Consider the following 14,500-nt stretch of genomic DNA (forward strand, 5'->3'; position numbering starts at 1 on the left):
GCGAGGAGTGGACGGGCTGGGGCCGCGGAGCCCGGGGCGACGGCGGGCGCCGCTCTCCGGGGAGCCGGTGGGCCGGCGGGGTAGCGGGGACGGTACCTGGCACGTGGTGCGCTCCCTGATGAGGTCGGGGCTTGTACGGGTTGCTCCACTCGGGTGAACGGCCCGGCCGGCGCACAGGTCACGCCGGCCGGGCCACGACGGCACGGTCACCGCCGGCTCCGGTCGCCGTCCCGGCCGGCCCGGCGCCTGCCGCGCCCGTCGGTCGTACGGGTGCCGGGGCCCGTACCGCCGCGCGGTCCGCGGGGGCGTCCGCCCGGTCCGGGACGGCTCGGCCCGGGGCGCTTCGCGGACTGTGGCGTCTTCCTGGCGGCGGGCGCCGGGGCGGCGGGTGCGGCCGCACTCACCGCTTCCCCGTGCTGCTCACGCAGGCAGCGGCGCAGTGGCTCCGGATCGAGCCCTTCGTTGATGGCACGGTGCAGCAGCTGGGCGAAGGTGTAGTCGGGGTCGAGGGCCAAAGCGCAGCTGAGGGCGACGCGCGCCGAGGGCCCGTCCTCGGTGGACCAGCAGACCCAGCCGGCGAGGGTGAGCGGTGCCACCGCGTGTTCGACATAGCCGCCGGCGCAGCGGCGGGCGAGGGCACGCCAGAGCCGAAGGGCCGGCGCGGCGGCGGAGCCGTCCATCCACTCCGCTGCCCGGTCGCGGGTCACGCGGTCCTGGAGGCCGAGGATGAGATCGGCGGCCTCGGCATCCGTGATCAGCGCGTCGTCACAGGCGTCCCTGGCCCGGTTGCTTCCCGAGGGGGTGTCCTGGCGGAAGCGGTGGATCATGGCACCGGCCAGGTCGAGGGTGTCCCTGCGGACGGCCGCTGCACCGTCCGGCCGGAGCATGCGCGGAACCAGCGCGCCGGCGGCCACGTCCAGCGCTTTCTCCTGTTCCATGGCCCGCGGCCCGGTACGGGGCGTGAGCCTCGCCTCCATCTCCTTGAGGGAGCCGCGGACCTGCATTCCCGCGTAGGCGGCGGCCGCGGCCATCACGGACGTGCCCGGCATGACCATGGGCGTGCCGTCCGCAGGGCAGCACCGGAAGTCGGGGCAGCAGTAGGACCAGAACCGGCCGCTGGAGAGGCACAGGGCTTCGAGAACCGGTACGTCGAGGGTGCCGCAGGCGGTGCGCAGCCGCTGGGCGAGTGGGCGGAGACGGTCTTTGACGTCCTTGCCGCTCTCCCCCGCCGCCGGCTCCTGGCAGAGGTAGACGATGATCGCCGCAGGACGGGCGTCACGCTCCTGGCCTGCGGAGATCAGGCACTCGGCAAGCTGGTCGGCGACATCCGGCCACTGCGCGGTATCGGTCGGGATGCCGATCCTGACCCGGCCGCCGAAGCGTCCGCGTTCGCCGTTCAGCGCGACCATGACGACGCTGTCGTCCGGATAGAAGCCCATCAGATACGGCAAGGCGTCGGCGAGCTCGGCCGGGCCGCGCAGGGTGACCTGGGCATCGGGAGACGGAGTCTTGGGTGCGTCGGAAGGGGTGGAGGAGTGGGAGGGACGGGACGGGCTGGACGGGGCCGTGGAGTCGGTGCGGTGGGACGGGGCCGTGGAGTCGGTGCGGTGGGACGGGGCCGAGACGACGATGGGGTCGGGAGGGGTGAGGGGGGCGGAGGGGCTGCAAGGGCTGGTGGTTTCCGCGGAAGCCGGCGGGAGAGCGGTTTCGGTGGGGTCGACCGGGTCGGTGGGCGCCGTGGGGCCGGATGTTGCGGGTGCGCCGGGCGGATCGGCGGGGGCCTGTGGCTCCGGCGCGCGGGGAGGGCGAGGAGAGTTCGAGGGGTTCGGGGCGGCGGGGTCGGCGGGGTCGGCGGGGTCGGCGGCCGCGGGGTTCGCGTGGATGTCGCTGTCGCCGGTGCGCTTGCTCGGTTCGCTGTGCGGATTCATGGCTCGAAGATCCCGCGGCCGGCCGCTGCGCCGCGACCCCTGTGGATAACTCTCGGGCGGCGAGGTTATCCACAGCTTCGGGCGGGCGTTCGCGCGTTGTCAGTGGCATCAGGTTGCATGGGGGCATGAGCAACGAAGATCTGCGTGCCGCAGCCGACGCCGTCCTGACCCGCCTCGTCGGGGATCCCGGCGGCGAGGCCAGGCTGCGCGAGGATCAGTGGCGAGCCATCGAGGCGCTGGTCGCCGACCATCGTCGTGCGCTGGTCGTCCAGCGCACGGGCTGGGGCAAGTCCGCGGTCTACTTCGTCGCGACGGCGCTGCTGCGCGAGCGCGGCAGCGGACCGACCGTGATCGTCTCCCCGCTGCTCGCGCTGATGCGCAATCAGGTCGAGGCAGCCGCACGGGCGGGAATCCGTGCCCGCACGATCAACTCCGCCAACACCGAGGAGTGGGACACCGTCCAGGCCGAGGTGGCGGCGGGCGACGTGGACGTCCTGCTGGTCAGCCCGGAGCGGCTCAACAACCCCGACTTCCGCGATCAGGTGCTGCCCAAGCTCGCCGCGGCCACCGGTCTGCTGGTGGTCGACGAAGCGCACTGCATCTCCGACTGGGGCCACGATTTCCGGCCGGACTACCGGCGGCTGCGCACCATGCTCGCCGATCTCCCGCCCGGCGTGCCCGTGCTCGCCACCACCGCCACGGCCAACGCGCGGGTGACCGCCGATGTCGCCGAACAGCTCGGCACGGGCGAGGGCTCCACCGAGGCGCTGGTGCTGCGCGGGCCGCTGGACCGGGAAAGCCTGAGCCTGGGGGTCCTCCCGCTGCCGGATGCCGCGCACCGGCTCGCCTGGCTCGCCGATCATCTGCACGAGCTGCCGGGCTCGGGAATCATCTACACGCTCACCGTTGCCGCCGCCGAAGAGGTCACGGCCTTCCTGCGCCAGCGGGGGCACACGGTCTCCTCGTACACCGGCAAGACGGAGAACGCCGACCGCCAGCAGGCCGAGGACGATCTGCTCGCCAACCGCGTCAAGGCTCTGGTGGCGACCTCAGCGCTGGGCATGGGCTTCGACAAGCCCGACCTGGGTTTCGTGGTGCACATGGGCTCGCCGTCGTCCCCCATCGCCTACTACCAGCAGATGGGCCGGGCAGGGCGTGGGGTCAAGCGCGCCGAGGTGCTGCTGCTGCCCGGGCGGGAGGACGAGGCCATCTGGAAGTACTTTGCCTCGCTGGCCTTTCCGCCCGAGGAGCAGGTGCGGCGGACCCTGGACGTCCTGGCGGCCGCCGGCCGGCCGGTGTCGCTGCCGGCTCTGGAACCACAGGTCGAACTGCGCCGCTCGCGCCTGGAGATCATGCTCAAGGTGCTCGATGTGGACGGCGCCGTGCAGCGCGTCAAGGGCGGCTGGACCTCCACCGGCCGGCCGTGGTCGTACGACGCCGAGCGCTATGCGTGGGTGTCCCGCCAGCGCGAGGCCGAACAACAGGCCATGCGGGAGTACGCCACCACGACGGGCTGCCGGATGGAGTTCCTGCGGCGGCAGTTGGACGACGAGGCGGCCGTGCCGTGCGGCCGCTGCGACAACTGCGCGGGGGCACGGTTCACCGCCGAGGTGTCCGCCGCGTCGCTGGATGCGGCGCGCGGTGAGCTGGGGCGGCCCGGGGTGGAGGTGGAGCCGCGGCGGATGTGGCCGACGGGGCTGCCGGCCGTCGGTGTCGATCTCAAGGGGCGTATCCCGGCAGGTGAGCTGGCGGCGCCCGGCCGGGCCCTGGGCCGCCTCTCCGACATCGGGTGGGGCAACCGCCTCCGGCCGATGCTCGCGGCACAGGCGCCGGACGTTCCGGTGCCCGACGATGTTTCGGCCGCGGTGGTCACCGTGCTCGCCGACTGGGCCAAGGGGCCCGGTGGTTGGGCCTCGGGGGCGGCCGATGCCCCGGCCCGCCCGGTGGGCGTCGTCTCGCTCTCCTCGCGAAGCCGCCCGCAGCTGATCTGGTCCCTGGCCGAGCGGATCGCCACGGTCGGCCGCATGCCGTTCCTGGGTACGGTGACCTCGGTGGACGACGGTGTCGACGGCAGGATTCCGCGCAGCAACAGTGCCCAGCGGCTGCGGGCGCTGCACGGTTCACTGGGCGTTCCGCCGGAGCTGGCGCAAGCGCTGGCCTCGGCCGCCGGCCCCGTACTGCTGGTGGACGACTACGCCGATACCGGCTGGACCCTGGCCGTTGCCGCCCGGCTGCTGCGCCGCGCGGGAGCAGCGGAGGTGTTTCCGCTAGTCCTGGCCGTGCAGGGCTAGGAGCTGACGGTATTGCCGGACGTAGGGACGGGCAGGGATATTTGCCCCTCCCCGGGCGATTCCGATCGTGGGCGGGAATTGCTCGTTGCCGCAGGCCGGTGCGGCGGCAAGAATTGGAGTTGCTTCCCCGTACCGGCCGTCCGTGGCCAGGCAGGGCCATGCCGTGGTGCGTAGCCGCGCGCGGCCACCGCCCGAGATGCGGACGCGTAGACGATGGGAGGAACGTGTCCTTCGGCTTCGCCCCGCCCCTGCAGGTGTCCGCGCCTCCGTCCGCCGAATCCGCCGCCCGACTGGGCCGGATGCTGGAACCCGCCGAATGGGCCTCGGCCGGTATCCCGTTGCTGCGCAGTCCCCGTGAGGTCGTCACCGGCCTGCACGACCGTCATCGACCGGTACCGTCGACGGCCATTGTCGCGGTGCTCGACACCCATGAGCGGGTGACGGCCAGCGCCTCCTTCACGGAGCTCACGGCCGCTCCCGACGGCTGGGAGTTCCGCAATGTTCTGCTGGCGCATCTGCGCCGGGTCATCCCGCACGACCTGCGGCTGCGCGCCCCGGTCCGGACCGCCGTGCTGCTCTACTGCCGTGAGGGCGAGCCTCTTTGGACGGAGACGGACGGGGCGTGGATGTGGGGGCTGCGTGACGCCTGCACCCTGCACGGGCTCCGCTGCGGGGCGTACATCACGTTGACGCCGGACCGCTGGCAGGTGCTGGGGGAGGGCCGGGGCGGGCGCCGCCCAGGGCGTCGTCCCTGAACGAGCCGGTCACGGAATCACGCCGCACAACGGCCGGATCCCGGGAGAACCGTCGCACGACGGCGCCTCCCGATACGCCGCCCACGGCCGCGGATCTTCCCGTTGCCCGCGGCCGGCCTATGGCGCGGCGCACGGGAGGCGGCGCGCCGGAAGCCCAGCGGCACACGGCAGCACGCTGAGCGGACCAGCGGACATACGCCGGCGTCCGGCTTCCGTCAGGTGGCGGAAGCAGCGCACCCACCGGGCACCCCGGCTCACTCCGCGGGGCTCGCCCGCGCGGCGCGCCGATCCCAGCAGACGGACGGACCGCCTCGACCGGTAGAGCCGCGCTCCTCCCCCACCGAAGGGCCGGGCATCCGGACCTCGTCCGGACCTCGCTCGACGGGAGCGCAAGCAAGCCCGACGGCCTCCGGGGCCGACGGGCTGTTGCGAACCGGCAACGGTTAGGCAGGGGCACCGAGAACAGTGTTGATCCGCTGCGGGTCACCGCAGACGATCAGCAGCGTTCCGGCACGGGCCATCGCCGCGGGCAGTGCCTGCGCGGTGACCTCGTCCGCACCGCCGTTGACGGCGACGATCACGACGGGCCGGCCGGTGGCACGCACGGCCCCGGCGTCCGCGTAGAACACATCGTCCGCGGCGTCGTGTTGGGCCCAGTAGGACGCTTCGCCGAAGGACAGCTCATGCGCGGCCCACGGGTGCGTTTCGCCGGTGGTCAGCACCAGGATCTCGCCCGGCGCACGACCGGAGTCCAGCAGCAGGTCGACGGCCTCGTCGGCGGCGTCGACAGCGCCGGCGGCAGGTGCCGGGATCAGCTGGAGCTGTGGTCCCGCGGCGGTGCCGGTCTTGCCGACGGGCGGCTGCGGGGAGCTGGTGCGCTGCGCCGGCGGAGCGGCGACAGGCCCACGCGGCGGGGCAGCAGGTCCGGGCTTGCCCGGACGGACACTGGCCGCGGGAGCGCCGCGCGGCGGCGCGGGGCGGGGACCGGGACCAGGAACAGGGCGGGGGGTCGGCGCGGTGCGGCCGGCGGCCGGAGTTGCGCGGGGACCCGGGACACTCTCGTGAATCTGAGGCTCCTCGGGGATGAGAGGCATAAAGGGATGTCTATCAAACGTAAGTGCGGAACACGTCATCGGGTACCGAATTGATGTGCGTACCGCTCAGAAATCGAAGCCGAGTTGGCCACCGGCTTCCAGAGCGGACGCTTCGGCGGTGATGCGCACCTTCTTCAGATGCCGCCAGCGGGGCAGGGCATCCATGTAGGACCACGACACTCGGTGGTGCGGCGTAGGACCGTACTCCTCCAGGGCAATGCGATGGGTCGGCGAGGGGTAGCCTGCGTTGGCGGCGAAGTCGAAGTCCGCGTACGTCAGGCCGAGTTCGGCCATCATCGCGTCGCGTCGCACCTTGGCGATCACGGACGCGGCGGCGACCGCGATACAGGACTGGTCGCCCTTGATGACCGTGCGGACCCGCCAGGGCGCGCCCAGGTAGTCGTGCTTGCCGTCGAGAATGACCGCGTCCGGCCGGACCGGCAGCGCCTCCAGGGCGCGGACGGCCGCGAGCCGCAGGGCCGCGGTCATGCCCAGTGCGTCGATCTCCTCCGGCGAGGAGTGCCCCAGGGCGTACGACGTGACCCAGTCGCCGAGCACCTCGCACAGTTCGGTGCGGCGCTTGGGTGTCAGCAGCTTGGAATCGGTGAGTCCGTCGGGTGGCCGGCGCAGACCGGTGACGGCTGCGCAGACGCTGACCGGACCGGCCCACGCTCCGCGCCCGACCTCGTCGACACCTGCAACGATCTTGGCGCCCGTCGTGGCGCGCAATGATCGCTCGACGGAATGGGTGGGGGGCTCGTACGGCATGGCGCCAGCAAGGTTACGCCTATTCGGCCGAGCCGTCCGCACCGGATCCCCACCTGGTCGCAAACGGTGCGGGCGACGGCGTGAGCAGCAGGCGAACGGGACCCTTCGGTTCCGCTACCGAGGGGTATACGCCACCAGGCCGGGGCGGGACGCGGCCGCCACGGGACGCCGCCGTCCTCTCGGCCCGTGCGGTCCCGCTCGGGCCGAAGTGGCCGCCCGGCAGCGCCTGTTGGGGGCGTCGCCAAGCGGGCAGCGGACGGCGCGGGCGGGTCACGGCGAGTCGGGGCGGAGCGGGCTGCGGACGGGGCACGGCGGGCCGGGGCAGGCAGCGGACGAGCCGCAGCGAGGCGGGCGGCCGACGGCGGGACGGAGCGAGGCGATCAGTCGGCTAGGACGGGTGTCCAGGACGGGAGCGGCTCGGTGCCGTCCAGCCACGCCTCGGGCGGGTTGCCGTCGCGGCCGGCGGCAACGATGCCACCGACGATGGCGCAGGTGGTGTCCACATCGCCGCCAGCCTGAGCGGTGGTCCAAAACGCCCGCTCATAGTCGCCCAGATGCCGGGCGGCGGCCCAGAGGGTGAACGGCACGGTGTCGTGGGCACTGGTGCGCCGCCCGCAGCCCAGGACGGCGGCAACGGTGCCGGAGTCGGCGTAGTCGAGCATGTCCCTGGCACGGCGCAGCCCGGCCTGTACGGCGCTGCGCGGGATCAGCTCCAGCACACCGTCCAGCAGTTGTTCGGGACCGGTGTCACGGCTCGGGTCGGCCACCAAGGCGGCAGCGGCGGCGACGGCCATGGCGCCGACGACGGCCTCACGGTGCTGGTGGGTGGTGTAGGCGGAGATCTCCGCCTGGTGGGTGGCCTGCTCGGGGTCGTCGGCGTACCAGGCGCCGAGGGGAGCGATGCGCATGGCCGCTCCGTTGCCCCACGAGCCCTGGCCGTTGAAGAGTTCCGACGCCAGCTCACGCCAGTCGCCGCCCTCACGAATCAGCCGCAGCATGCGGTTGACGGCCGGACCGTAGCCACGGTCGAAGTCATGGTGGTCGGCGAAGGAGCGCGCGAGGGCGTCCTGGTCGACCCGGCCATGGGCGGTGAGCACGGCCAGGACGGAACAGGCCATCTCGGTGTCGTCGGTCCACTGCCAGGGAGAAGGGGGCAGCGTGCGGCGCTTGAGCGAGGGGTAATGAGCGGGGACGAAGAACTGGGATCCGAGCGCATCACCCACGGAGAGGCCGCGCAAGCTCGCCAGAGCTCGCGCACAGCGGTCTGCGTCACGGTGGTCGGGGTTCATCGCTGTGCACTCTAACCGGTGACGCCATAAGGCTCGGGTACACACCAGCGCGCGAACGGCCGGTCGAGCGTGTAGCGGCCGTCCGGGCCGAGCAACAGGGTGCGCCATTCCGCGTTGTCCGGATTGGACAGCGACTCGAAGTCGGCCACCGTCCAGTGGAACCAGCGCATACAGAACAGCCGCATGGTGAGACCGTGCGTGACGATGAGGACGTTCGGCGGATGGTCCGGGGCCTCGAAACTGCGCCAGAGGCTCTCCAGGAACGCCCCGACCCGGTCGTAGACATCCGCACCGGACTCGCCCTGGGCGAAGCGGTAGAAGAAGTGGCCGTAGGCGTCGCGGTAGGCCTTCTGCCGCCGTACGTCGTCGCGGTCCTGCCAGTTCCCCCAGTCCTGCTCGCGCAGCCGGGGCTCCTCGCGCACCCGGATCCTGGCCGGATCGAGGCCGAGCGCGCGGAAGGTCTGGTGGGTACGGCGGTAGGGCGAGACATAGCCGGAGATCCGTTCCTCACCGAACATCTCGCGCAGCGGACCGCCGGCCTCCTTCGCCTGCCGCAGCCCGGTCTCGGTAAGGGCGAGAGCGTGGTCGGGCTCCCGCTCGTACACGGTGTCGTCGACATTCCCCGCCGACTCTCCGTGGCGGATGAGGACGATGCGTCGGGGCCGCGCCATGCCGCCAGCCTAAATCTCCTGCTTTGCACCTGCCGTACACGGCAGAACGGCAACAGCAGGGCGGTCAGCTCCACCACCACCCCGGCAAGGCCGCGGCGACATGCAACGAGCAGGAACCGCCCACAGGACCGGGCGGTGCCGCATAACGAGATCCGAGCGGACATACTCCCTCCCACACAAATGCAACCTTCGTCGCGTTACGATGAGCGTGGCACACCGATTCGCCTAACGCAAGTGGAGTTGCAATTGCCTGACGAGACGGTGCACGAGAACCGGCGCGAGTCCGCCGATGCCCCACCCACCCCCGGCACCCGGCGCCCCGGCGGCCGCACGGCCCGTACCCGAGCAGCCGTCCGCGACGCCGTGCTGGCCGGGCTCACCGAGTACGGCTATCCGGGCTTGACCGTCGAATACGTCGCGGAGCACTCCGGCGTGCACAAAACGACGCTCTACCGGCGCTGGAAGGACGTCGAGGGCCTGGTGGCGGACGCCCTCGACCTCGCCGGCGAGGACAGCTGGGTCCCGCCCGACACCGGATCCCTGGAAGGCGATCTGCGCGCTCTGGCGCGTGAGGTGGTCGCTTCCTTCACCGACCCGGCGGTGGCCGCATCGGGTTCCGCGATGATCGCCGCCGCCTTCCAGTCGGAGCGGGCGGCCGTGGCACTGCGTGACTACTACGCCGAGCGGTTCACGCGCTGCGAGGTCCTCGTCGAACGCGCCGTACGACGCGGCGAATTGCCGACGGCCCCGGGCACCGTACCGGCCACCCCGGACGCCGCTCCGACAGACGCCGCCCCGCCTGCTCCCGCCTCCCCCACCGCCCCGGACGGCGCCATCGACGCCGGCGCGCTGGTCCGCTCCGTCTCGGCTCCGCTCTTCTTCCGCCTGTTCATCACCCGGGAGCCGGTGGACGACTCCCTCGCCGACCAAGCCGTGGCGGTCGCACTGGCCGCCGCCCGCGCCGGGGCGTTCACCACCGGCACTGCAGTCGGCTCATGCCCCGACACCTCTCCTGGCGCGGCCCCCTGACCGCGCCGCGCCGTCCCTCACACCGTCCACGACGGTTCGAGCTGCACCACATCGCCCGCGATCGCCCGGACATCCGCGGCTATCTGGGCCCGCAGCGCCAGCCGTTCCACCCGTTCAGGCCGGTACTTCCCCCGCTCGGCCGCCGACTGCCACAGCGACAGCACCAAGAACTCCTCCCCCGGAGCCCGCCCCAGCATCCCTCGCAGCATTCCCGGCGAACCCGCCATCGCGGGGTTCCAGACCTTCTCCTGCATCAGCATGAAGTGCTCCACCCGGTCCTGGTGCACCTGGCAGTGCGCCAGCCGCAGCACGTCCACATCGCCGAACGACGGGCGGAATCCCACCTTCACATCGAATTCGTGCTCGAACAGCCGCACTTGGGCGTCCTTGTAGGTGCCTGCCTGGGCGGCCGCCAACCGGTCGTGCGAGCGTGCCATGAAGGAGTCGTAAAAGGCCCGGCTCTCCCAGAAGGCCACCAGATGCGCGACGCCGGGCCGCCCCCGGCTCCACCCACCGCCCTGCCCTCGAAACCCCGGCTCACCCAGCAGCCCCGCCCATTTCCGCTGCCCCCGTTCGAACCCTCGACGGTCCACGACGGTGAGGCGAATCCACTTGACCAGCACCGCGCCATCGTACGGCCCAAGAGCGGGGCGGGGTCACTGCGCGTCACCTTCGGACCGCCCCGAACTTCCTTACGGGCGCGGGCCGATCACCGTCAGGACGGCAGCGCCGCCGCTCCACCGCCTGCGTCCGCCCCGGGCCGTCTCCGGACTCAGGCCTTCCGGCAGGAGCGCCCGAAGAGGGCGCTTTCCAGCCACCCGAACCCGCGGCAAAGCACGGGTGACCAGGGGCAGTTCACTCCGCGCGGGGGCTGCCGGGCGTGGCACGATGGGCAGTCAACGGGAAGTCCCGGGAAGGGGTCCGCGTACCCGCGTCGGCCTGCGCCGCGTCCCCGGGAAATGACGGGAGGGAAGTCCGGTGAACACGTTCAACAAAGGGATCGAGAAGGTCGAGGTAACGCTCCAGTGGGACCCCAGCCCCCTCGGGTCGCCGGACAATGACCTCGACATCGTCGCGGCGACCTATACGGCGGACGCGCCGCACGGCGACCCGGCCTATCTGGTGCACTTCGACAGCCGGTCGCCGGACGGGACCATCACCCTCAACCGGGACAGCAGGACCGGCCAGGGCTTCGGCTCCGACGAAATCATGACCCTGGAGCTGGACCGGCTGTCCGACACCTACACCCGGGTGATCGTGGGGGTGGCCATCCAGCAGGGCGAGGGCCGCAAGGTCTTCGGCGACATAGAGAGCACGCTGGTCCGGATCCGCGAGGGCTACACCGATCTGGCCGAGAACGACTTCACCGAGGTCGCGGGTGCCACCGCGGCGACGGTGGCGGAATTCACCCGGGACGAGACGGGGCAGTGGCGCCTTCGCCCGGCGCTCCGGGGATTCGACACCGACCCGGCCGGGTTTGCCTCGCTGATGGGCCGCTGACGGGAAGCGGCACAAAGGCGGGATCAAGAATCCGGCCGACAACCACGGCACGCACGAGAGCACGAACCGCAGCACGAAGGGGAGGGGACCGGCGCCGGCCGGTCCCCTCCCCTTCGTGCTGCGGCCTGTCAAAGCCCGGGCTCTGCCCCGGACCGCCTCAGCCCGAGGCGCGGGCCCGCACGGAGGGGGAAACCTCCCGCGCGGGCCCGCTCACGCTCAGCTGCAGCCGCTGGTCGACCCGCAGCCCTCGCACAGGTAGCAGCTGCCGGCCCGCTGCATCTTCGTCCCGCAGGAGAAGCACAGCGGCGCGTCGGCATTGATGCCCAGCTGCATCTCGACGAGTTCGGCGTTGGTGTGCGCCTGCTTGGGCGCAGGAGCGGCGGCGTCCTCGACGGCCTGCACCGCCGGGGTGGACTCGGTCACCGGCTCCGTCCGCCGGGGCGCGGACTGGGCCAGGCCCTCGACGTCCACCTCGTCCTCGGAGGGCTCGTACGAGCCGGTCTCCAGGTGGCGCTGGCGCTCCTCGACGGAGTGGATGCCGAGCGCCGAACGGGTCTCGAAGGGCAGGAAGTCCAGCGCCAGGCGGCGGAAGATGTAGTCGACGATCGACTGCGCCATCCGCACGTCCGGGTCGTCCGTCATACCGGCCGGCTCGAAGCGCATGTTGGTGAACTTCGAGACGTAGGTCTCCAGCGGCACGCCGTACTGGAGGCCCACGGAGACCGCGATGGAGAAGGCGTCCATCATGCCCGCGAGGGTCGAGCCCTGCTTGGACATCTTCAGGAAGACCTCACCGAGACCGTCGTCCGGGTAGGAGTTGGCGGTCATGTAGCCCTCGGCGCCGCCGACCGTGAAGGAGGTGGTGATGCCGGGACGGCCCTTGGGAAGGCGCTTGCGCACCGGGCGGTACTCGACGACCTTCTTCTCGGCGACCGGCTCGGCCTTCTTCTCCTCCTCCTTCTTCTTGGCGGAGAGCGGCTGGCCGACCTTGCAGTTGTCGCGGTAGATCGCGAGCGCCTTCAGGCCGAGCTTCCAGCCCTGGAAGTAGACCTCCTCGATCTCCTCGACGGTGGCCGTCTCCGGGACGTTGACCGTCTTGGAGATCGCACCGGAGAGGAAGGGCTGCGCGGCCGCCATCATGCGCACATGGCCCATGGCGGAGATCGAACGCACGCCCATGGCGCAGTCGAAGACCTCGTAGTGCTCGTGCTTGAGGGCGGGGGCGTCGACGACATTGCCGTGCTCGGCGATGTGGGCGACGATCGCCTCGACCTGCTCGGGCTGGTAGCCGAGCCGCTTGAGCGCCTTGGGGACCGTGTTGTTCACGATCTGCATGGAGCCGCCGCCGACCAGCTTCTTGAACTTGACCAGGGCCAGGTCCGGCTCGACGCCCGTGGTGTCGCAGTCCATCATCAGGCCGATGGTGCCGGTCGGGGCCAGCACGGAGGCCTGCGCGTTGCGGAAGCCGTTCTTCTCGCCGAGGCGCAGCACGTCCTGCCAGGCCTCGGTGGCCGCCGCCCACACCGGGGTGTCCAGGTCGTCCATCCGCACCGCGGTGCCGTTGGCGTCGGAGTGCTGCTTCATGACGCGCTTGTGGGCGTCCGCGTTACGGGCGTAGCCGTCGTACGGGCCGACGACCGCGGCCAGCTCGGCGGAGCGCTTGTAGGAGGTGCCGGTCATCAGGGAGGTGATGGCACCGGCCAGCGCGCGGCCGCCGTCGGAGTCGTAGGCGTGGCCGGTGGCCATCAGCAGGGCGCCGAGGTTGGCGTAGCCGATGCCCAGCTGGCGGTAGGCGCGGGTGGTCTCGCCGATCTTCTCGGTGGGGAAGTCGGCGAAGCAGATGGAGATGTCCATCGCGGTGATGACCAGCTCGACGACCTTGGCGAAGCGCTCGGCGTCGAAGGACTGGTTGCCCAGGTCGTCGTCGCGCAGGAACTTCAGCAGGTTGAGCGAGGCGAGGTTGCACGAGGAGTTGTCCAGGTGCATGTACTCGCTGCAGGGGTTGGACGCGGTGATCCGGCCCGACTCCGGCGAGGTGTGCCAGTGGTTGATGGTGTCGTCGTACTGGATGCCGGGGTCGGCGCAGGCCCAGGCGGCATCCGCCATCTTGCGGAAGAGCCCCTTGGCGTCGACCTCCTCGATGACCTCACCGGTCATCCGGCCGCGCAGCCCGAACTTCGAGCCGGACTCGACGGCCTTCATGAACTCGTCGTTGACCCGGACCGAGTTGTTGGCGTTCTGGTACTGGACGGACGTGATGTCGTCGCCGCCCAGGTCCATGTCGAAGCCCGCGTCGCGCAGCGCGCGGACCTTCTCCTCCTCCTTCACCTTGGTCTCGATGAAGGCTTCGACGTCCGGGTGGTCCACGTCCAGGACGACCATCTTGGCCGCGCGACGGGTGGCGCCGCCCGACTTGATCGTTCCGGCGGACGCGTCCGCGCCGCGCATGAAGGAGACCGGTCCGGAGGCATTGCCGCCGGAGGAGAGCAGCTCCTTGGAGGAGCGGATGCGGGAGAGGTTCAGGCCGGCTCCGGAGCCGCCCTTGAAGATCATCCCCTCTTCCTTGTACCAGTCGAGGATCGACTCCATGGAGTCGTCGACGGAGAGGATGAAGCAGGCGCTGACCTGCTGCGGCTGCTGGGTGCCGACGTTGAACCACACCGGCGAGTTGAAGCTGAAGACCTGGTGGAGCAGGGCGTACGCCAGCTCGTGCTCAAAGATCTCGGCATCCGCCGGGGAGGCGAAGTAACCGTTCTCCTCGCCGCCCTTGCGGTACGTCTTGACCACGCGGTCGATGAGCTGCTTGAGGCTCGACTCACGGGTCGGGGAACCCACCGCACCACGGAAGTACTTGCTCGTGACGATATTGACCGCGTTCACCGACCAGAATTCGGGGAACTCGACGCCACGCTGCTCGAAGTTGACCGAGCCGTCGCGCCAGTTGGTCATGACGACGTCACGAGACGCCCACTCCACCTCGTCGTACGGATGCACGCCGGGTGTGGTGTGAATGCGCTCGATACGCAGACCCTTGCTCGCCTTGCTGCCCTTGGCGCGGGAGCCTCGTGCCGGGCCGCTCGTCGTCTCTGTCATGCCGCCTCCCTGTATACGGGCAAACGCCCATATGTGCGCACTCATTCCGTGGCACGGTGTATGTCTTTCCGTACCGGGACGC

Annotated in this window: 10 protein-coding genes and 1 pseudogene; 4 read left to right on the top strand and 7 right to left on the bottom strand. The window is 71.2% G+C overall.

Annotation, left to right across the window (positions count from 1 at the left end):
- Positions 1–206 precede the first annotated feature (206 nt).
- Positions 207–1,928, bottom strand: a complete 1,722-nt coding sequence (locus D9V36_RS12505) for a DUF4192 domain-containing protein (protein WP_206739655.1) — start codon at positions 1,926–1,928, stop codon at positions 207–209.
- A gap of 125 nt (positions 1,929–2,053) precedes the next feature.
- Between D9V36_RS12505 and D9V36_RS12510 the strand changes: the two genes are divergently transcribed.
- The gene (locus tag D9V36_RS12510) at positions 2,054–4,219 is read left to right on the top strand and encodes a RecQ family ATP-dependent DNA helicase (RefSeq protein WP_129293837.1); all 2,166 of its coding nucleotides are present in this window, start codon (positions 2,054–2,056) and stop codon (positions 4,217–4,219) included.
- Between the two features lie 224 nt (positions 4,220–4,443).
- A pseudogene (locus tag D9V36_RS12515) lies at positions 4,444–5,153 on the top strand (hypothetical protein).
- Positions 5,154–5,417: 264 nt separating this feature from the next.
- Here D9V36_RS12515 and D9V36_RS12520 read toward each other — a convergent pair.
- The 4 genes from D9V36_RS12520 to D9V36_RS12535 form a co-directional block, all read right to left on the bottom strand.
- On the bottom strand, positions 5,418–6,068 hold the full coding sequence (locus D9V36_RS12520) for a hypothetical protein (RefSeq protein ID WP_129293838.1): 651 nt from the start codon (positions 6,066–6,068) through the stop codon (positions 5,418–5,420).
- 66 nt (positions 6,069–6,134) lie between these two features.
- Entirely contained in the window at positions 6,135–6,836 is a 702-nt protein-coding gene (locus tag D9V36_RS12525; protein WP_129293839.1) for a ribonuclease HII, read from the bottom strand.
- 380 nt (positions 6,837–7,216) lie between these two features.
- A complete protein-coding gene (locus D9V36_RS12530) occupies positions 7,217–8,125 on the bottom strand; it encodes an ADP-ribosylglycohydrolase family protein (protein WP_129293840.1) in 909 nt (302 codons plus the stop codon).
- Between the two features lie 11 nt (positions 8,126–8,136).
- Entirely contained in the window at positions 8,137–8,796 is a 660-nt protein-coding gene (locus D9V36_RS12535; RefSeq protein ID WP_129293841.1) for a histidine phosphatase family protein, read from the bottom strand.
- A 246-nt stretch (positions 8,797–9,042) separates the two neighbouring features.
- On the opposite strand from D9V36_RS12535, the gene D9V36_RS12540 reads away from it, so the two are divergent.
- Positions 9,043–9,825 carry a TetR/AcrR family transcriptional regulator gene (locus tag D9V36_RS12540; RefSeq protein ID WP_241720850.1) on the top strand — a complete coding sequence of 261 codons (783 nt, stop codon included), beginning with the start codon at positions 9,043–9,045 and terminating at the stop codon, positions 9,823–9,825.
- A 17-nt stretch (positions 9,826–9,842) separates the two neighbouring features.
- On the opposite strand, the gene D9V36_RS12545 is transcribed toward D9V36_RS12540, so the two are convergent.
- Positions 9,843–10,448 carry a YdbC family protein gene (locus tag D9V36_RS12545; RefSeq protein ID WP_129293843.1) on the bottom strand — a complete coding sequence of 202 codons (606 nt, stop codon included), beginning with the start codon at positions 10,446–10,448 and terminating at the stop codon, positions 9,843–9,845.
- A 355-nt stretch (positions 10,449–10,803) separates the two neighbouring features.
- On the opposite strand from D9V36_RS12545, the gene D9V36_RS12550 reads away from it, so the two are divergent.
- The gene (locus D9V36_RS12550) at positions 10,804–11,325 is read left to right on the top strand and encodes a TerD family protein (RefSeq protein WP_129293844.1); all 522 of its coding nucleotides are present in this window, start codon (positions 10,804–10,806) and stop codon (positions 11,323–11,325) included.
- Positions 11,326–11,541: 216 nt separating this feature from the next.
- On the opposite strand, the gene D9V36_RS12555 is transcribed toward D9V36_RS12550, so the two are convergent.
- Positions 11,542–14,418: a vitamin B12-dependent ribonucleotide reductase gene (locus D9V36_RS12555; protein ID WP_129293845.1), complete on the bottom strand. Its 2,877-nt coding sequence runs from the start codon at positions 14,416–14,418 to the stop codon at positions 11,542–11,544.
- Positions 14,419–14,500 lie beyond the last annotated feature (82 nt).

The organism is Streptomyces lydicus (assembly GCF_004125265.1).
GTDB lineage: Bacteria > Actinomycetota > Actinomycetes > Streptomycetales > Streptomycetaceae > Streptomyces > Streptomyces lydicus_C.

Bases quoted from the DNA above. Each gene is read 5' to 3' on its own strand.
- D9V36_RS12505 (WP_206739655.1), bottom strand. From the start codon at position 1,928: ATGAATCCGCACAGCGAACCGAGCAAGCGCACCGGCGACAGCGACATC.
- D9V36_RS12510 (WP_129293837.1), top strand. From the start codon at position 2,054: ATGAGCAACGAAGATCTGCGTGCCGCAGCCGACGCCGTCCTGACCCGC.
- D9V36_RS12520 (WP_129293838.1), bottom strand. From the start codon at position 6,068: ATGCCTCTCATCCCCGAGGAGCCTCAGATTCACGAGAGTGTCCCGGGT.
- D9V36_RS12525 (WP_129293839.1), bottom strand. From the start codon at position 6,836: ATGCCGTACGAGCCCCCCACCCATTCCGTCGAGCGATCATTGCGCGCC.
- D9V36_RS12530 (WP_129293840.1), bottom strand. From the start codon at position 8,125: ATGAACCCCGACCACCGTGACGCAGACCGCTGTGCGCGAGCTCTGGCG.
- D9V36_RS12535 (WP_129293841.1), bottom strand. From the start codon at position 8,796: ATGGCGCGGCCCCGACGCATCGTCCTCATCCGCCACGGAGAGTCGGCG.
- D9V36_RS12555 (WP_129293845.1), bottom strand. From the start codon at position 14,418: ATGACAGAGACGACGAGCGGCCCGGCACGAGGCTCCCGCGCCAAGGGC.